The 18,577-nt window shown below is 46.0% G+C and carries 13 protein-coding genes and 1 pseudogene; 8 read left to right on the plus strand and 6 right to left on the minus strand.

What is annotated here, in order from left to right:
- The first annotated feature begins 1,430 nt into the window (after positions 1–1,430).
- Positions 1,431–2,345 carry a hypothetical protein gene (locus AC58UW_RS07150; RefSeq protein ID WP_497420014.1) on the plus strand — a complete coding sequence of 305 codons (915 nt, stop codon included), beginning with the start codon at positions 1,431–1,433 and terminating at the stop codon, positions 2,343–2,345.
- A 133-nt stretch (positions 2,346–2,478) separates the two neighbouring features.
- On the opposite strand, the pseudogene AC58UW_RS07155 reads toward AC58UW_RS07150, so the two are convergent.
- The 5 genes and pseudogenes from AC58UW_RS07155 to AC58UW_RS07175 form a co-directional block, all read right to left on the minus strand.
- A pseudogene (locus tag AC58UW_RS07155) lies at positions 2,479–2,556 on the minus strand (recombinase family protein); the annotation flags it as partial.
- Positions 2,557–3,412: 856 nt separating this feature from the next.
- On the minus strand, positions 3,413–5,206 hold the full coding sequence (locus tag AC58UW_RS07160) for a metallophosphoesterase (protein ID WP_497420015.1): 1,794 nt from the start codon (positions 5,204–5,206) through the stop codon (positions 3,413–3,415).
- 19 nt (positions 5,207–5,225) lie between these two features.
- Positions 5,226–6,422 (minus strand): ABC transporter substrate-binding protein, encoded by a 1,197-nt coding sequence (locus AC58UW_RS07165; protein ID WP_497420016.1) that lies wholly within the window; start codon positions 6,420–6,422, stop codon positions 5,226–5,228.
- Between the two features lie 13 nt (positions 6,423–6,435).
- The gene (locus AC58UW_RS07170) at positions 6,436–7,533 is read right to left on the minus strand and encodes an ABC transporter ATP-binding protein (protein WP_497420017.1); all 1,098 of its coding nucleotides are present in this window, start codon (positions 7,531–7,533) and stop codon (positions 6,436–6,438) included.
- Position 7,534: 1 nt separating this feature from the next.
- Positions 7,535–9,337 (minus strand): ABC transporter permease, encoded by a 1,803-nt coding sequence (locus tag AC58UW_RS07175; RefSeq protein WP_497420018.1) that lies wholly within the window; start codon positions 9,335–9,337, stop codon positions 7,535–7,537.
- 204 nt (positions 9,338–9,541) lie between these two features.
- Here AC58UW_RS07175 and AC58UW_RS07180 point away from each other — a divergent pair, with 204 nt between their 5' ends.
- Positions 9,542–10,384 carry a MurR/RpiR family transcriptional regulator gene (locus AC58UW_RS07180; protein ID WP_497420019.1) on the plus strand — a complete coding sequence of 281 codons (843 nt, stop codon included), beginning with the start codon at positions 9,542–9,544 and terminating at the stop codon, positions 10,382–10,384.
- 65 nt (positions 10,385–10,449) lie between these two features.
- Here AC58UW_RS07180 and AC58UW_RS07185 read toward each other — a convergent pair whose 3' ends face one another.
- A complete protein-coding gene (locus AC58UW_RS07185; RefSeq protein WP_497420020.1) occupies positions 10,450–11,040 on the minus strand; it encodes a class I SAM-dependent methyltransferase in 591 nt (196 codons plus the stop codon).
- 147 nt (positions 11,041–11,187) lie between these two features.
- On the opposite strand from AC58UW_RS07185, the gene AC58UW_RS07190 reads away from it, so the two are divergent.
- The 6 genes from AC58UW_RS07190 to AC58UW_RS07215 all read left to right on the plus strand — a co-directional run bounded on the left by AC58UW_RS07190 (position 11,188) and on the right by AC58UW_RS07215 (position 18,491).
- The gene (locus AC58UW_RS07190; protein ID WP_497420021.1) at positions 11,188–11,709 is read left to right on the plus strand and encodes a cupin domain-containing protein; all 522 of its coding nucleotides are present in this window, start codon (positions 11,188–11,190) and stop codon (positions 11,707–11,709) included.
- A 115-nt stretch (positions 11,710–11,824) separates the two neighbouring features.
- On the plus strand, positions 11,825–13,660 hold the full coding sequence (locus tag AC58UW_RS07195) for a UbiD family decarboxylase (protein WP_497420022.1): 1,836 nt from the start codon (positions 11,825–11,827) through the stop codon (positions 13,658–13,660).
- 104 nt (positions 13,661–13,764) lie between these two features.
- Positions 13,765–16,416, plus strand: coding sequence for a winged helix-turn-helix domain-containing protein (locus tag AC58UW_RS07200; protein WP_497420023.1), 2,652 nt, complete (start codon positions 13,765–13,767; stop codon positions 16,414–16,416).
- A 156-nt stretch (positions 16,417–16,572) separates the two neighbouring features.
- On the plus strand, positions 16,573–17,535 hold the full coding sequence (locus AC58UW_RS07205) for an NAD(P)-dependent alcohol dehydrogenase (RefSeq protein WP_497420024.1): 963 nt from the start codon (positions 16,573–16,575) through the stop codon (positions 17,533–17,535).
- Positions 17,536–17,808: 273 nt separating this feature from the next.
- Positions 17,809–18,033 carry a hypothetical protein gene (locus tag AC58UW_RS07210; protein ID WP_497420025.1) on the plus strand — a complete coding sequence of 75 codons (225 nt, stop codon included), beginning with the start codon at positions 17,809–17,811 and terminating at the stop codon, positions 18,031–18,033.
- 44 nt (positions 18,034–18,077) lie between these two features.
- Entirely contained in the window at positions 18,078–18,491 is a 414-nt protein-coding gene (locus AC58UW_RS07215; RefSeq protein ID WP_497420026.1) for a VOC family protein, read from the plus strand.
- Positions 18,492–18,577 lie beyond the last annotated feature (86 nt).

Genomic DNA, 18,577 nt, shown 5'->3' on the forward strand with positions numbered 1-18,577 from the left:
CTCCATATTATAAAGAACCGCGCTCCTTCGGGATCGCGGTTCTTTTGTATGGAGCCGTGGGGAGAGAACCCCGGTGGGTTCGCCCGCGCGGACGGTACGGATGGATAGACTCCGTAGCTTTGCTTCGAGTGTAGGAGCACGGCGTCTGAATCTACCGCTAAGCTTGTCCTCGTCGAGTTACCTTCGTCAGCCATTTAAATCGAGATTCATACATCCCCCCTAGGCTCCATACATAAAGAAGCATCACAACCATTTTGGTTGTGGTGCTTCTTTCTTTTGGTAGGTAAGATACTGCGTGAGCTTGATAAGATCTATAAACAGAAGCCGCCGCAATTCGGCTAAGCGACTTACTATGCGTTCCTCGTACGGACGGAGATTCTTTAATCGTTGGATGAAGCGCGATTTCCGATTAAGGGTTATTATGAGATAACTGCATCCGGACGAGTTTTTAGTATAAGCAGAAACCGTTATCGAGAAAGGGGGTATTGTCCCCGTTCCGACACGATGTCGATAACTACGCTTATATAGCTAAGTTCCATAATTATTCTCTCGAAGCTGGGAGGAATCGAAGGATGACTCATTCAAATTTATTCCTTCGCTATTTGTTTATCAGAGCGGTTTCATTAAAGGTGAGCAATACCTGATTATGGAACTAGCAGAAATAGAAGAAGAAAAGACCTTCGTTAGGAAAGGTCTTTTCTTATATGAGTATTCGCGTGTTATGCGTTAATTTGTGTATCCGCTCTTACGATCCCATCATCAATATTCATATACATGATTGGTTGTTTTATTGACTCCCTCGAATATCATTCTTTAGTTCAGACACCGCATTATCTATCTTGTCGTTTAGTCGAGACTCAAGATCAGTTAGCATCGCCTGTATTTGTGTTAGTAATTCTTCGTTTTCCATCCGCGATCACCTCTATTGATTATTATAATACTTCGGGCTTTGAAATGTCACGCGGTTACATGTTTGTATTGTTTGCTTTTATTGTGACGATCTACGAGAATATGTTACTTTTCTGTATCTTTCGGTTTTTTTGACTTTACCAAACATAAGAGTGGATGATAACCTCCCTCCCACGATAAATGAAAAGTAAAAAAATGGATATTATTAGAAATGAATCAAAATATCTAACGGCGATATATGTGTTGGAACCGATCCGCCTGCACAGTGGATGATCCTTCAGATTTTAACGTCTCCTCTCGGATCAGCAGGAGATGAAGATGCTACAGATACGGCACGATTCCCACACGGGGGTGGTGTCTTTTAAGTTAATAAAAGAGCTCCTTAAAGGCTTCATCAACCTCACCATTAATAGTTTTTGAATGTCTTCATCAAACGACAAACATTTCTTCGGTCTGCATTTATAGTTATGGTGGAATGGTCTCAGATCATTTTTAAATTGATACATAACAGGAGGGTAAGTATGAGTAAAATGGAAAACTGCCAAAAGGGGAATGTATATATGGTCCGAAACCTTGTTCTTAAAACGCTTCTACTAGCTATATTCGTATCATTCTTTTCGACATTCTGGTTTCACCCAACAGCAAAAGCAGACGTTTACGTGAAAGGTTACTATCGGAAAGATGGGACTTATGTTAAACCGCACTACCGATCGGACCCAGATGGGATAAAATCAAATAATTTCAGTTACTGCGGGAATGTGAATCCGTACACTGGAAAAGTCGGCTCTACTGATTGTGGAAGCGTAAGTACACACAATTATGTGGATTTTAGGACAGAAGCAGAAAAACAAGCGGATGAATACATTTGGCAAGCAGAGTTTTACTCGAAACAGCAAAGTAACTATAACGCTTTTTATTATTATGGGAAGGTATACGAAACCGGATATTCCTTTAAAGTGCCTTATCAAGTTTCCACACTCGCTTTGAGGGTTTCTGAACAAGCTTATGCCTACTTTGTGAACGGTGACTTAGTGAATGCGCTACAGTACTACACGCTATTGAGAGACAGCAAAGCAACACCATCTACATTGGCTCAAAATGCGAAGAATAACGTGGAAATCGTTAATGAAAAGTTAATATTCAAAAACACTTTTGCCGGTGCTTTGTGGTATTATGAGCAGAATGATTTCCTGAATGCCGTTCTTGTGGCTAATGCTAAAATGGCCGAAGGTAATACAAGTACATCTGCTTATGCTTTTATGACTCAAGCCGCAGAAAAACTTTCTGGAAAAGCGTATTCATCTTTTGTTAATATGGATTATTCCTATTCCTTTAAATGTTATTCGGCGCTTTCCTATTTGAGCTTTGTACCAAAAGAGTTGAAAGCAAATGGTTTGACGAATGCCAAAATTGCTCAATCCCATATCGTCAAATAACTATGATTAGGCTAATGAGAAAGGTTTCCTTTTACGGGGGCTTTTCTCTTTTTCTTTAAACAATTAGGGCTATTGATCTAGTGGTTAGCCTTATGTCTTCTAGCTTCACGTATAAGCGCTGACTTACTGATACCTGAGGACGATCCTTCTTAGTGCCGGTGAACTTCTCAGAATAGATCTTTTGTGCCCCGTTCGCTTCTAGCTGTTGGATCTGCGCTTCTAGATCCTGCCCTACCGTGTTACTGTAACTTTAGGTCGCCCAACAAGTAAAGAATACGCGTTTACGGTAAAAGATTCACTCGGCAGTCGGCCAGATGATTTAGTGTGGGGAACCAATTCAAGCGGACTGTTCACAGCTTCATTTACATTAAAGGCCGATACAACTTATAAAATAAATGTCTATGGTGTCGGACCAAACGATAATACACCAGGATCAACAAGTCCTTCTGATAAATACTACTTATCCATGAATTAATATTGGATTTATTATTGACAAATAAGTCTGGGATTTCTTCCTTGGACTTATTTGTCTTCCCGATCACCATGAGTTAAACCTCGTTTTTTTGCTTGTTAATCCTCCCAAGTTCCTCCGTATTCATTTTGTATCTTCGCCGGTCTAGACATTTCTTCGTTCTTTATTTCTAATCAAATTCTAATGAATTAATTGCTGACTTTAAGCATACAGGCATAGCTCATTGGATATAAATTGATTAGAAAGGTAGGTGAATACAGATCAAACATTACAGCATTACCACTCAGCAAGACCTCATTGATATCGTGCAGGCATGCATTGAGCAAAGAAAGTGGAAAGCCGCTTTAAGACTAATTGAAATTTTAGAAAATATGGAACAGGACCATAAGACTTCCTTACTTATAGAGGTTAGATCACCTTAGCCACTTTATTAGTGGCTATTTGTTATATCAATTAGGTACAACAGATGACTCCGCCCTGTTCGATGAACGATTGGGCAGCCAATTGCCGTACATCGCGTTGTATGTTTGTGTTCATTTCGGAAAAAGAAAAAAACACCGCATCCTCCCTAAGGGACAATGCAATGTCTCAATAATCATTTTCTACTCCACACGGACCAAGGAATCCTAACAGATTCCCCATGAACCGCTGAGGCATACTCATAGAAGCGGCGAATGAAATCCAGCCTCTCCATAGCAGGCCCATACTTATAGCTGTCAGCAGGATTAGAATCGCTCATGTCCCGCCCGCCGATCCGGCGGTGTCGGTTCAGATAGTCATCCAAGCTAATTTTACCGCCATGACGAAGCATGTCATAAAGCAGAATGAAAGTAGTAGCGCGTCCCACACCGCCACGGCAATGGAAATGGAGCCACACCCCCTCGGGGAGTGCGTCAAAAAATGCCACAAATTCGTCGACGACCGGATCCAGCGGCCGGTGATGGTCTGTTACCAAGAATCGGGCATAGTCCATCCCTTCTCGCTTAACAAGCTCCTCTTCCGATAGAACCGACTTGTCGTTCAATATCGGCTTGACGTCTACTGATTTCCCTTCAAATTGCTCGAACTCTATGATGGGCAAGTTGTTCAGTTCCGTTAGCAGCCGGGCTTCTCTGAGCAAAACGTCCTCGCGGGACATCCCTTTATTCATGGCGTTATTCGGCGCGTACCAGCTAATTGCCTTGCCATCAACGAAGCCATGGCACTCTTGGCGCATATCGACAATAACGATCGGCCATTCGCCGATTCGCCGCTTCATAGCTCGCAACCCGTTAAGGGAAAATTGTCCGCTGGCCGATGCGTTCAGTTCTCGGAATCCGCTAAGGTCCGGCAGGGTGGTGTCTCCATCGCGAAGCGGATCTGTGCTCATCCGAAACCGCTTGGGCAGCTCGTCCAGACTATCGACGTCCACGATTCGTTTCGGCGCGGGCAAAGTCAGATCATTTCGCTTGCCAAAGGGATCCATGTAAGCAGCGTGGTGCACGGGTGGATGAGTCAGAACGGTCCCATCGTCCAAGCGCTGGTAGGTGTCGAAGCCCCGCTCCCCTTCTTTCAACACGATGACTCTCGCCCCTCGGGCGAAATCCTCCCGTCCCTTTCCATACCCGCTAACCCTGGAATAACAGAGCCGAATGCCGTGCAAGTCTCCGTAAAAATCATTGTGATGGTTATGCCCGACAAATGTACCCATCACATCACCCATTTCCACCATAGCCGAGAAAAATCCCGAGTTGATTTTGGGGCAAGACACGTTGGAGTTCTTAGTTCCGTAACAGGTTTTGAAATCCCAGATTTCGTTGTATTCCGGAAGAGGGATATGAAAGAAGGCCAAAGCGGGAAGCGGTACGCCATTGTTCGTATTAGTCCACCGGCTTGATTGTTCGAGATACCAGGCGATCTGATTCCGGTGAATCCAGGCGGACCCCCCGAACGGCAGCTTCGTCTTGGCTCCAGAATCGAGCATATAGAGAATTGCTTCCACCTGCTCCGATTCACTGCCGTTGATGCCAATAATATAGTTGGATACCCCTTGAATCGAAGTCGGCCCCGATACGAAGAGACTATTCGGAAGGCGCTGCAGCAACTCCGCCAACTGCTCGATATCGATATCGATTTCCCAATCGTGATTGCCAAATACGAAAGCCCAAGGAATTCCACTTGCTGTCACCGAAGCTAAGGCGCACTCGAAAGCATGAAGAGGGTCCTGTGTTTCCAGTTTGTGAACAACGTCTCCCGTAATGACGATCAGATCGGGTGCTTCGTGTACGATTACTTCCTCGATAAAGGCTTGAGTCCGCTGATCTCTCTCGTCGCCATTCCTCCAATGAAAATCGGTCAAATGCACAATCTTAAACGTTCCATCGGGTCTAAACTTCAAAGCTTCTGTCATCTAAGGTGCCCCCTCTGTTCTATTGCTGTTTCAACCAAAACTCGGATACCTTTGGCGAGGCTTGATAGAAGGCTTCCGAGTCATATGGCCACAACTTCACTTGATCCAGTTCCACTGGATTATTCTGTTTAACGTCCGTTCTAACCAGCCATGCTCCCTCTTGGACAAAGGCTTTCATTCCTTCCGCTTGCCCGTCAGCCCCGCCTGCCATCCAACGAAGCAATAGTTTGGCCGCATTCGGATGGGCCGCATTTTTCGCTAAGAATAAATAAGCCGGATTAACAACCGAGAGTCGAGGGTTGATCTTATACGTCATGGTCGCTGCATATTTCTTCTGTTTCACCGTCTGCAGGTCGTCACTGTTGCCTATCGCAACCATCGGTTTATCCGGTGTTGATTTGGCTACGCCATCAATCAGATCATCTTCGTTCTTGAATAAGACGACGTTCTTCTCCAGCTGTTGGATGAACTCATAACCCGCATTCTCGGTATTGTTCAACACGATATCCTTGCCGAACTTGTCTTTATAGGCTTGCTTCATCTCGTCCGCGTGAATCGCGAAGGCCGTAATGAAATCCAACTGAGGTCCCCCTTTTGCCGGATCAATCATCAGCACGCGACCTTTCCATTCCGGTGTAGTAAGATCCCACCAATTCGTGATTGGCGAGGTTTGGAAGGTATCCGTATTGTACAAAATTGACTTGAACTGCAGAAAGCTCACATATCCCATAGCCTTGTTATACGGCTCTGCCAATTTGCTGGCGATATCTGCCGGGATAAAAGGCACGAACGCTCCGCTATCCACCATCTCATGTTTGATAGCACCGCCGTTTTCCTTGATCAGGATGAAGTCAGCGTTGTAAATACCCGCTTTCTGCTCTTGAACGACTTTATCCATTAAGGCTTGCGTGCCCAAGCTGAATACTTCTACCTTGACCCCGGGATATTGCTTCTCGAACGTGGCCTTAGCTTGATTCGTTACGCCAGTTGATGCCGTATAGACCGTGACTTTCCCTTCTTGTTTCGCCTTTTCGTACAATTCAGCATCGGTTTCCACGCTTGGCGTTGGTTTGGTCGCTGTCGTTTGCACGGCGGTCTGACTGCCTTGCTCGACCGTTGTTTTCGGAGCAGCACCACAAGCAGCAGTCGTCAAAGATAAACCTAGGGTGAGGGACAATACGATCCAGCTTTTGCTCGAACGGATTCCATATTTCATGAATAATGCCTCCTTAAGTTCGGGCAATAAGCTTGCCCGTCTCTTTTTCATATATATTTACTTTCGCTAACGCCAACGATATCCAACCCTGATCGCCTTTTCGAAATTCATTCTCTCCTGTAGCCTTCATTAACAAATCCAACCCTTGGCTTGTGACAAGCTGGACTAACGTCTCTGCGCCTGCGGGCAGAACAGAGCGTATCGTGCACGGGATCCCTCCCTCGACGGGTTCGGAATCAACCTTGATATCCTCCGGATAAATGGCGAGGACTACCTTGCCTGCATACGATGGACGAGAAGCAAACTGCATCGCCCCCAGCTTCGAATCGACATGCAAGCTGCCAGCTTGATACGTACTTTCAGCCTCTATGAAATTTAGCATGGGATTCCCTATAAAATCGGCAACTCGCAGTTCAGCCGGATACCGGTAAATCCGATGAGGCTCGTCTACCTGAACCAAAGCTCCCTCGAAAAACACGGCAATTTTCGTAGACATCGTCAAAGCCTCTACTTGATCATGCGTTACATACACGATTGTCGTGTTCAGCTCTTCATGCAGCCGTTTTAACTCGGCTCTCATTTCCATTCTCAACTTAGCATCGAGATTCGATAGTGGTTCATCCAGTAGCAGAATACCCGGCTCGGTCACAATCGCCCTCGCAATCGCCACTCTCTGCTGCTGGCCGCCGGATAGCTCGGAGGGATACCGATCAAGCAGATGAAAGATTTTCAGCTTGTCCAGCGCCTTCTCAACTCGGTTCCTGACGGCGGCCTTCGGGATCTTGTGCAGCTTAAGCCCGAAGGCCACATTCTCATAAACGGTCATATGAGGCCACAATGCATAGTTCTGAAAGACAAGATTGAGTCCCCGCTTCGACGCATGAACATAATGATGGGCGCTGCAATCGACGACGGTTCGATCGCCGATGGTGATGATCCCCGACTGCGGATTCTCAAGCCCGCTAATCAGGCGTAACGTAGTCGTTTTCCCGCAACCGGAAGGACCGAGCAAGGTCATAAAGTCCCCTTCCTCAATGACGAGGTCCAGGTTGTTCAGAATAGTTTGATTGTTAATGGACTTATGAATTTGTTTTAATTCGATTCTACTCATCTTAACCCCCTATTCCCTTCGTCATATCGGCTTTGAACCATTTGACCGCCATGAAGTAAAACCCTAAGATGATTGCAATAATCAACAACACACTGGCAGCCGAATATTGCGGATAGCCTTTCTCCGCATAGCTGAACGTTAACGTGGTCAACGTGCTTGTCTTTGGCGTGATTAACATAATAATCAATTCCAATTCCTTCATGGTGCCGATAAAAGAGATTAGGAATACGCTAACTAAGCTCTTGCGGCTGATCGGGATAATGATTTTTCTAAATCGTTGAAACCAGGATGCCCCCTGAATGGTTGCCGCCTCTTCCAGCTCCCCGCTGATCTGGAGCATGGCGCTAGTTCCGGCTCGTGTAGCGAAAGGCAATTCATTCACTACGCTGATCAGTACTACGATGCTCAAGGTTCCATATAGAGCCGGAATGGGTGGATGCGGTTTTGCGAACATGACCAGGAAGATGGATGCGAGTGAGATCCCCGGGATCAGATACGGCAGGAATGACAATTGCTCAATGACTCTAGTTAGCCATAATGTTCTTCTTCTGGCGATGACATACCCTAGCAACAAGCCAATCAAGCCGGCGAAACAGGCCGTAATCAAGGAAACCTCTAAGGAATTGGCAAGTGCCTTCCAGATCTGGTCGCTTCTCAGAATCCCCGCCAATCCGTTGGCCAACTGCGGCGTCGCCTCGCCAATCCAGTAGTGCAGCGTCAGATTCGACACGCTGTAATTCCCATTCTCCTGCATGAACGATTGCCAGATTAACAAGAAGAGCGGAATTACGCCACTGATCAGCAAGAAGAGGAATACGCCGATGGCAGCTGGTACTCTCCAGCGACCAAGCTCGGTGAGCGTCTTTCTGGCATCTTTTCCTCCTATCGTTGCATAACTCTTTCTTCTGCCGATTAATCTCTGGTTGATATAAATCATTAAGGAGGAGATTACGATAAGAATAAGGCTAAGTACGTAGGCCGTGGACGGAATTCGGCTGTTCATGCTGTTGTAGAGCATCGTCGAAAGCGTGTAAAATTTGGTAGGAAGCCCGAGAAGAGCAGCTGTGCCGAAATTACCCATGCTGGAAGTAAAGGTTAGCAGCAGTCCCGATAGTATGGCGGGCGCAACCAAAGGCATCACGATTCTCCGCAAAATGGCGGATCGGGTCGCCCCGAACAACTCCGCCGCTTCTTCCATATTGACGTTGATCGAACTGAAGGCAACCGCCAGCAGCAAATAGAAATACATATAGCCGTGCTCGGTCAACACGATGGAGATCGGCAAGAATCCATAAGAGATGCTATCAGGAGGCGCTTTACCCGTCAGGTACTCCAGAATGCCCGGACTTCCGCCAATTCGATCATTCTTGAACATAATGATCCATGCAAAGCCTTTAATCCAAGAAGGGATAATGTAAGGAATAATCAATAAAGAAGCGATGAGTTTCTTGCAGGGAAGATCGGTACGAACAACGAGCCATGCTAGCACCCCCCCAATCAGGAGGGACAGGATCGACACCGTAATTGCAATGCTGGACGAATGTAGTAAAGGTTTGTATAAGACGGACGCGCTAATATCGCTGTGCAAGACATGCATCCAATGGTAAATTGTCCAGTTGCCGGCAACCGAATGCGGATTTTGCCGAAGATCTTCCGGATGCCATTGCAACGTATAGGAAATGATTTCCCATAACGGATACGCAATGGTGTACGACAGAAAGCCTAGCGCTATGATCCCGATGACATATACGGGGTTAGTCAAAATCATGCTCATATAGTTCAAAAAAGCCCGCATTCTGCCCATAACTGTTCCTTCCCACACCCATCTTTTTTGTTGATAGTATGACTATAAGCAAGCAGTGTTAACCGAGTGTTAGAACCAGGTTAAGGACATGTAAATTTTATTACATAAAATTATATTATGTAATAAAATTATCATTTTCTGTATATTTTCAATCCATCATGCCTTATAATAGGGTTGTTGCTTGGATTACGAAGGGGAGAGGAAATGCCATTGCCGAACACATTTGACTGGGAAGTTAGCAAGTTGTCGCCAACTCAAAAAAACATAGCGGATTTCATTGAAAGAAATGCCAGCCAACTGCCTTACTTGACGGAAAACGATATTGCCCGAGGGGTCGGGACTAGCATCGCGTCCGTCTCTCGTTTCTGGCAATCGGTCGGCTCCGCTAACCTAAAAGAGTTTAAGAGCAAACATCGGGAGCTGCATACCGTTACACCCGCTATAAAAATGAAAAATAGTATCAACAAATTATCGTCGGAAGATATAGTCGGGGATATGCTGGGACTGACAGCCGACTATTTGCAAGAAACATCGCTCAATTTGGTTCGTGAAGAATTCAACAAGGCTGTTGACGTCTTGGCTCAAGGAAGAAAAACATATATATTCGCTCCTGGCCCCGCAGAAGGCCTGGGACAGTTATTGCATTTTCGATTGAACCGTCTGGGGATTCCGAGCGAAACGATCGAAAAAAGTGGAGCTCAATTATTCGAATCTATCCTTCAGTTAAACGAGCAAGATGTCATCGTCATCTTCGGTTTCTTCTCTCTCATTGCCGAGATTAAGGTTATTCTGGATTATGCCTCTGAGTTGAAGTGTACAACCATCGTCATTACGGACCGCCTGGTCTCCGATCTCAATGCTCAAGCCAGCATCTTGCTCTACGCTTATCGCGGGCAGATCGGAGATTTCCATCCGATGGTAGCGCCAACCGCCGTGGTTGAGAGCCTCGCGCTTGCTGTCGGGCAACATATCGAGACACAAGCGTTAACGCATCTGAATCGTCTCCAATCCTTGCGTCACCGTTATTCGAATTATATTCCGTATTAACTAAACAAAAGTGCACCCGTTAACCGGGTGCACTTTCGATATAAGGATTGGACCGATTTTATCCTTTATCCATTCAACTCAGAAAGTTTCCATAGTGCCATTGTTTTAATTGTCGTTGTTTCTTCTATGACTACAATGGGTTCGCAGAAATTAAACGGTTCCAGACAAAAATTTAAAGGCCTCCAATCGCCAGTATGAATATCTTTATTTTCTTTCACTATCGGGAAGTAAGTCGTTAATACATATTTACTACCGCTTTTTTTAAAATTTGCTATAGCCAATTTGATCTGATTGTAAGTCAAATGAACAAGGCAATCACGGCAAATGACCAAATCCGCAGCTGGAAGCTCGTCTTCGACAATATTTTTAACCATAAAACGAACATGCTCATTGGCATATTTAGCACTATTGTTTTGAATTAATTCATCTACAATATCAACCCCTGTGTAGGAGATGTTAGTTTTCGGGACATGCTGCATCCAGTGAAAATCACCGCAAGGAGCATCCAAGATAGATGTAATTTTAAACATATCAAAAAGCGATGGCAGTTTTTCCATTAGCCTTTTTGATTCAAACAAAGATGAACCAGGTCCAGAAACAGACTCTGTCCCTCCCCATAGATTATATTTGTAAATTTCAGAGAAAATTTCCTTCATCATCTATTCCTCCTTCCATTGCTTAAGTCATATTATGTATTTCTCGTGTAAAATGCGTAGACTCTATTAAGCTATGATTGATATCATGGACACGCTAGATTATAATACAAGCTTGGAATGTTACATTAGAAAAAAGGAAATGATGACATGCTTACAAATAGCCCCGAATATTGGATTTCTAAACTTGAACTCGAAGCCCATCCCGAGGGCGGTTATTATAAACGAACTTTTCAAGCAGAAGAAAAGATTACGGATCAAGAGTTGTCCGCCCGATTCAATGGTTCAAGATTGCTTTATACTAGTATCTACTTTCTCCTGCAATCCCATGATGTCTCGCATTTCCATCGGTTGAAGTCGGATGAGTTATGGTATTTTCACGCCGGAAGCCCATTAACTATTCATGTTATTCACGAGAATGGCACCTATGAGGAAGTTAAACTAGGCCTTCATTTAGAAAATGGAGAAACTCCACAATATCTAGTGCCCAAAAACTGTATTTTCGGATCCTCTGTCATGGAAAAAAATACGTTTTCGCTTGTGGGATGCATGGTTGCGCCTGGATTCGACTTTCAGGATTTTGAACTATTTTCGCAGGAAGAGTTACTTAAGCAATACCCGCAACATGAAGAAGTCATCAAAAAGTTAGCCTATGAACTGCTTCCTGTCTAAAGGAAGACGAATATAACACGTCGATATGACGTGTTTTTATTTTTGGCGATATTTGTTGTAGAATGACAGTATCAAATAAGACCTTTGGGGAATAGCTATCCGATTGGAGAAAATCATGATCTATCAAAATCTAGAAGAATGCCTCATTGATTTAGAGAATAACGGACATTTGGTCCGCATTCATGAAGAAGTTGATCCTGAGCTAGAGATGGCAGCCATCCATATGAAGGTTCATGCAGCTGGCGGCCCGGCCTTATTATTCGAGAATGTAAAAGGTTCGAAGTTTCGCGCGGTATCCAACCTTTTTGGCACTGTTGAGCGCAGCAAATTTATTTTTCGGGATACGTGGGAAGGCGTACAAAAGGTAATCTCTTTGCGGAGCGATCCTATGAAGGCAATGAAAAGCCCCCTGAAACATTTCGGAACGGGGCTAGCTGCATGGAAAGCACTGCCGCTCCAAGTAATTGGCGGACTGCCGGCTACTTTTGAAGAAGTCAGCATAGCTGATCTCCCTCTCATTAAACACTGGCCAGATGATGGTGGTGCCTTCGTCACTTTGCCTCAGGTATATTCAGAAGATCCGGAGAAGCCGGGAATCATGAATTCCAATCTGGGGATGTATCGGATTCAACTGAGCGGAAACGAGTATGAATTGAATAAGGAGATCGGCCTGCATTATCAAATTCATCGCGGCATCGGCGTGCACCAAGATAAGGCAACTAAACAGGGACTCCCTCTCAAAGTAAGCATCTTTATTGGCGGGCCGCCGGCACACACGTTGTCAGCGGTGATGCCTTTGCCGGAAGGCATGAGTGAGATTACTTTTGCTGGCTTGCTTTCTGGGCGCCGTTTCCGTTATAGCTATATCGATGGATACTGCGTTAGCCATGATGCTGATTTCGTTATTACCGGGGAAATATATCCTGGCGAAACCAAGCCGGAAGGTCCTTTCGGCGATCATTTGGGCTATTACAGCCTGACGCATCCTTTTCCTCTCATGAGAGTTCATAAAGTTTACGCCAAGAGTAATGCCGTCTTTCCATTTACAGTCGTTGGCAGACCGCCGCAAGAGGATACGGCATTCGGTGCCTTAATTCATGAATTAACCGGGGACGCGATCAAGCAAGAAATTCCTGGTGTCAAAGAAGTTCATGCCGTCGATGCCGCCGGGGTGCATCCTTTGCTCTTTGCGATCGGCAGTGAGCGGTACACGCCTTATCAACAAGTAAAACAACCGGCTGAGCTGCTCACAATAGCCAATCGAATTTTAGGAACTGGACAAGTGAGCTTAGCCAAGTATTTATTCATTACGGCACAAGAGAGCGAGCCTCTGGATTCTCATGATGTTGAGCATTTTTTAACTTACATTTTAGCTAGAATGGATCTTCATCGCGACCTTCATTTCCAGACAAATACGACTATCGACACGCTCGATTACTCAGGTACTGGGCTAAATACCGGAAGTAAGGTTGTTTTTGCAGCAGTTGGGGATATAAAAAGAGATTTGTGCGCAGAGGTGCCTGATATTTTCACTGACATAAAGGGAATTGAGCATGCTCATTTGGTCATGCCGGGAATCGTTGCGATTCAGGCTTCTGAATTTAAAAGTTACAGCGATACGCAATTGGAAATGAGAGATTTATGCGAAGCCATCGGGGCAAAAGGCCCGCTCCCAACTTGTCCGTTGATTATCGTTTGTGACGACAGCCCATTTATGAGTGCGTCCATTGACAATTTCGTTTGGGGCACATTTACACGCAGCAACCCCTCCCATGATATATATGGGGTGAACAGTTATTATGAGAATAAGCACTGGGCTTGCGATAATATCGTGATTGATGCCCGCATCAAACCTCACCAAGCACCTCCATTAATCCCAGACCGGACGGTTGAGACAAACATCATGCGATTCTTCACCGATGGCGCCAGTTTGAGCGGCTTACACAAGTAAGATTGGACTTCTGCCACAGCAAAAAGCAGCATCACGACCAATGAGGTTGTGGTGCTGTTTATCAAAGCGCTGCAATGACGGCGCAGAACGGTGGTTACAGATCCATGTCTATGACACTTTTATCCACTAAACTGCATATCCCTCCTCTGCGGCCTAAAATGGTTTTTCGCACCCGCCTGGTTGAAAGGCTGAATGCAGGTCTGCACCGCAAACTGACCCTCCTCTCTGCGTCTGCTGGGTTTGGTAAAACCCTGCTGGTCAGCGAATGGTTGGCAAGTTGCAAGCAGCCAGCAGCCTGGGTATCGATCGATGAGAGCGATAACGATTGCGCACGTTTCCTAACTTACCTCTCGGCAGCCCTTCAGAGCATTGGAGCGAAGATTGGGGAAGGCTTGTTTGATGCACTCCAAACCCCTTATCCACCGCCTGTAGAGTCAATCCTAACCGTGCTGCTTAATGAACTTAACAGCATTCCGCACCCATTCATCCTCGTACTTGACGACTACCATATGATTGATGCTGAACCGGTACACGATGCCCTGACCTTTCTGCTCGAGCACCTGCCGCCACAGATGCATCTAATTATCACCACACGGGAAGATCCGTCCCTTCCGCTAGCTCGGCTGAGAGTGCGCGGACAATTGACGGAACTGCGCGCTGCTGACTTGCGTTTCACGTATTCGGAAGCTGCTGAATTCCTCAACCAGACGATGGGGTTGAACCTCTCAGAGGGCAATGTTGCCTTGCTGGAATCGCGCACAGAAGGCTGGATAGCCGGCCTACAATTAGCAGCGCTTTCCATGGAGGGGCTTCATGACACCACTGGCTTCATCAAGTCTTTCACCGGCAGCCACCGCTTCGTGTTGGACTATTTGGTTGAAGAGGTGCTGCACAAACAAACCGAGAGCATTCAGACTTTCTTGCTGCACACTTCGGTTCTCGACCGCTTGTGCGCACCACTTTGTGATGCCGTAATGCGCTTCACTTCCTCACCCGCCAGTCAAGAAACTTTGAAAATGCTCGAGCAATCCAACCTTTTCATCATCCCGTTGGACAACGAGCGGCGTTGGTTCCGTTATCATCATCTCTTTGCTGATTTACTGCGGAAGAGACTGCAACAGAGTACCGCATTCACCCGATCGGCAGGAGAAGTTACCGAAGCCGAACTGCACCTTCGTGCCAGCGAGTGGTACGAGGAAAATGGCCTGGAGCTTGAAGCATTTCACCATGCTGCTGCCGCGAAGCATGTAGATCGAGCTGCTCGTTTAATGGAAGGCAACGGAATCCCCCTGCATTTTCGCGGTATGATGACCCCTGTATTAAACTGGCTAGCCTCATTGCCAACGACTGTGTTGGAAGCTAGGCCTTCTTTGTTGGTCATGTATGCCTTGGCTTTAGTATTTACCGGACAAAATAGCAGCGTAGAACAAAAAATACAAACGGCTGAAAAAGCACTAAAAAAAGTCGAAGCAGACGACAAGTCGCGTGACCTTGCAGGACAAATCGCCTCCATAAGGGCTATGTTGGCTATCCCCCAATATCAAAGCGACATCATCTTCACCCAGTCACGCCGCGCTTTGGAGTTACTGCACCCTGATAACTTGCTGGTCCGTGCTGCCGCTGCCTGGACGCTGGGTTTTGCTTATCAGCTTCAAGGAGACCGTCCCGCAGCAAGCCGGGCGTATAGGGAAGTCATTTCTTTCGGTCAATCGACTCCATCGATCATGATCACTATCGCAGCTACAACAGGCCTCGGCAGCATACAAGAAGCAGATTGCCAGCTATTACTGGCAGCCGAGTCTTACGAGCGAGTGGTCCAGTTAGCAGGCGATCCTCCTCTCCCGGCGGCTTGCGAAGCACACCTAGGGCTGGCTCGCATTTACTACGAATGGAACGAGCTCAATGCCGCTGAACGGCACGGACAACAATGCATGCCATTAGCGATGCAGGTAGAAAGCGTTGACACTTACGCTCTCTGTGAATTGTTTTTCACCCGGCTCAAACTTGCCCGAGGGGATGTGGCTGGTGCTGCCGCTAATTTAGCTAAAGCTGATCAGTTCATCCGCGAGCATAACTTCGTATCTCGGATGCCTGAAATTGCTGCTGCACAAGTGCTTATGCTGCTGCATCAGGGCAATCTGGCGGCAGCGGCCCGGCTGGCTCATTCACAAGAGCTCCCCATCAGCCAAGCTCGGGTACATTTGGCTCTAGGCGATGCGCCAGCCGCACTGGCCTTGTTGGAGCCGTTACGTCGGCTCACCGAAGAAAATGGCTCGCTAGATGAACGGCTTAAGGTAATGGCCCTGCAAGTAGCCGCTCTACATGCTTATGGTGACAAGCAACGTGCAGCGGAGCTGCTTGTTGAAGTGCTTAAGCTGGCAGAGCCGGGAGGCTACTTCCGACTTTTTGTTGACGAAAGCATTCCTATCGCGGAGCTGGTCTCCGAAGCAGATGGGATCAGGCAAGACTATCTGAGCAAACTGCTAGCTTCATCTGAAATTGTGGAACAGCTTGAGACTGACAATTTCTATTCGCTCCCTGCTCAACCTGCACAGAACCTTATCGAACCCTTAAGTGTACGCGAGTTAAAAGTGCTCGAGCTCATTGCAATGGGACTCTCGAACCGTGAAATTAGCGAGCGCCTTTTCGTCGCTTTGACGACAGTAAAAGGTCACAATCAACGGATATTTGACAAACTCCAAGTCAAAAGGCGCACCGAAGCGATTGCCCGCGCCCGCGAGTTAGGTTTGATATAGCCCAAAACTTCCTTTAGCCAACGATAATACCTCAAAACAATACTTTAGTATCTACACAGGGATACCTGCTTGTAGCTATATTGTTCTTAGATTAGCAAGCGGCATATCTCGTTTATGATGGGATGACCGAATCTGCGTAATCTTGGAGGAGTGCTTATGAAAGCAATCATAACTACAAAATACGGATCACCCGATGTGCTTCGGCTTAGAGAGGTTGAAAAGCCTATTCCGAAGGAGCATGACATATTGATCAAAATAAATGCGACGGTCGTCACGCCAGCAGACTGCGCTTTTCGAAAAGCCGACCCTTTCCTGACAAGGTTGTTCAGCGGTTTGACCAAACCTGCATGCATACCAGGATTTGAGCTAGCCGGGGAAATTGAGGAAGTTGGCAACGGGGTAACGCTTTTTAAAAAAGGTGATCAAGTATTTGGAACTTCCGGCACGGGTTTCGGCGCTCATGCTGAATATAAATGCTTGCCGGAAACCGGCGTAGTCATCACTAAACCCACTAATATGACCTATGCAGATGCCGTCGCTGTCTGTGATGGAGGCTTAACAGCCTTGTCTTTCCTTAGAGATATTGGCAAAATCCAAAGTGGACAACAAATCCTTATCAATGGCGCTTCTGGTGCGGTAGGTGCCTACGGGGTGCAGCTTGCCAAGTACTATGGAGCGGAAGTTACTGGGGTATGCAGTGAAGCTAATGTGAATTTAGTCAAATCGCTAGGTGCCGACCATGTCATTGATTATACAAAAAGCGACTTTTCTAAAACCCGTAACACCTACGATATTATTTTTGACGCTGTGGGTAAAAGCTCATTTACACGCTGCCAAAGCTCGCTGAAGCAAAATGGTATCTATCTTTCGGCGGTCCCTTCGCTCGCTATCCTGCTCCAGATGGTATGGACATCGAAGTTCGGTACCAAAAAAGCCTACTTTGCAGCCACTGGACTCAAGCAAAAGAAAGAAAATCTCACTTTTCTCAAAGAACTGGCTGAAGCTGGGAAAATAAAATCCGTCATAGACAGGCGATATCCCTTGGAACAAATCGCCGAGGCTCACCGCTATGTGGATACCGGGCATAAAAAAGGCAATGTCGTCATCACAGTTGGATAAAGCGAATCCAAACTAGAAAACCTAACCTGAAATGAGATTCATGTCAGGAGCGAACATTTATGGAAAAGCTGAATAACTGGATTGGGGCCATTAGCCACAATTACATTTTGATCATCATAGCGGCCGTTATTTTCTTTGGGATAAAATCTGTGATTGGCTATTTAAAGACCGAATGTAGCCCCGAAATAAAATCTATGAATCATAAAATTCCCCCTGTTCTCCCTCTAATAAATATGGTAGATTGATTGTATCATCCATTGGAGGTAAATCATTTTGAATGCAGTCACCGAGAAGCTCATAAAGCAGCATCAACACTATTTGTCTGTTAACTCCAATGAACTTAAAAACTATGATTCAATCTATGATCATATGCTTTATTACTTCACAAGCGTGCTAGGAATTGATAAGCAGCAGGCTTTGCATACCATACAAGATTTTAAATCTGATCTATCTTGCGATGTACTTAAGAATATCGTGCAATCCAAGGTAAATTTGTAGACGTTAATCGTAAGGAATTTCACCAGTGCAAAGGAGACATTGGTATGACGAAAGAATTTTGGCTCAACTTGCCGGTTAAGGACCTGCAGAAATCAAAAGAATTTTTCGCTCAACTTGGATTCACTTTTCACCCGCGGCACGAGCATAGCGAAGAACTGGCTGGTATGTTTGTCGGACATAGCCCAGTCATTATTATGTTGTTCCCAGAGTCGGCTTTCCAAGGCTTTACGAATAATGAGATCGCCGATACGACGAAAGGCACGGAGATGCTGATTTCTTTCGATGCGGAGAGCAGAGAAGAAGTGGACGCAGTGCTTGAGAAAGCAGTCAAAGCAGGTGGCACCATCTATGGCAAGCCTACGGACCAAGGCTGGATGTACGGCGGCGGGTTCATTGATTTGGACGGCCATCGTTGGAATGTGCTGTACATGGATCAGAGCACAATGCCACAGGCGTAAGCCGCCTTTGAGCTACGAAAGCCCTTGAGGTTATGCCTCGAGGGCTTTGTTTACTTTCAATGTCGTTTGTGCACAACAAGCTAGCA

The sequence above is a fragment of the Paenibacillus sp. J22R160 genome (assembly GCF_059692135.1).

Excerpts from the sequence above, each read along its gene's own strand:
- AC58UW_RS07160 (WP_497420015.1), bottom strand. The coding sequence starts at position 5,206 with ATGACAGAAGCTTTGAAGTTTAGACCCGATGGAACGTTTAAGATTGTG.
- AC58UW_RS07190 (WP_497420021.1), top strand. The coding sequence starts at position 11,188 with ATGCTTACAAATAGCCCCGAATATTGGATTTCTAAACTTGAACTCGAA.
- AC58UW_RS07205 (WP_497420024.1), top strand. The coding sequence starts at position 16,573 with ATGAAAGCAATCATAACTACAAAATACGGATCACCCGATGTGCTTCGG.
- AC58UW_RS07180 (WP_497420019.1), top strand. The coding sequence starts at position 9,542 with ATGCCATTGCCGAACACATTTGACTGGGAAGTTAGCAAGTTGTCGCCA.
- AC58UW_RS07195 (WP_497420022.1), top strand. The coding sequence starts at position 11,825 with ATGATCTATCAAAATCTAGAAGAATGCCTCATTGATTTAGAGAATAAC.
- AC58UW_RS07215 (WP_497420026.1), top strand. The coding sequence starts at position 18,078 with ATGACGAAAGAATTTTGGCTCAACTTGCCGGTTAAGGACCTGCAGAAA.
- AC58UW_RS07170 (WP_497420017.1), bottom strand. The coding sequence starts at position 7,533 with ATGAGTAGAATCGAATTAAAACAAATTCATAAGTCCATTAACAATCAA.
- AC58UW_RS07165 (WP_497420016.1), bottom strand. The coding sequence starts at position 6,422 with ATGAAATATGGAATCCGTTCGAGCAAAAGCTGGATCGTATTGTCCCTC.
- AC58UW_RS07175 (WP_497420018.1), bottom strand. The coding sequence starts at position 9,337 with ATGGGCAGAATGCGGGCTTTTTTGAACTATATGAGCATGATTTTGACT.
- AC58UW_RS07185 (WP_497420020.1), bottom strand. The coding sequence starts at position 11,040 with ATGAAGGAAATTTTCTCTGAAATTTACAAATATAATCTATGGGGAGGG.
- AC58UW_RS07150 (WP_497420014.1), top strand. The coding sequence starts at position 1,431 with ATGAGTAAAATGGAAAACTGCCAAAAGGGGAATGTATATATGGTCCGA.
- AC58UW_RS07200 (WP_497420023.1), top strand. The coding sequence starts at position 13,765 with ATGTCTATGACACTTTTATCCACTAAACTGCATATCCCTCCTCTGCGG.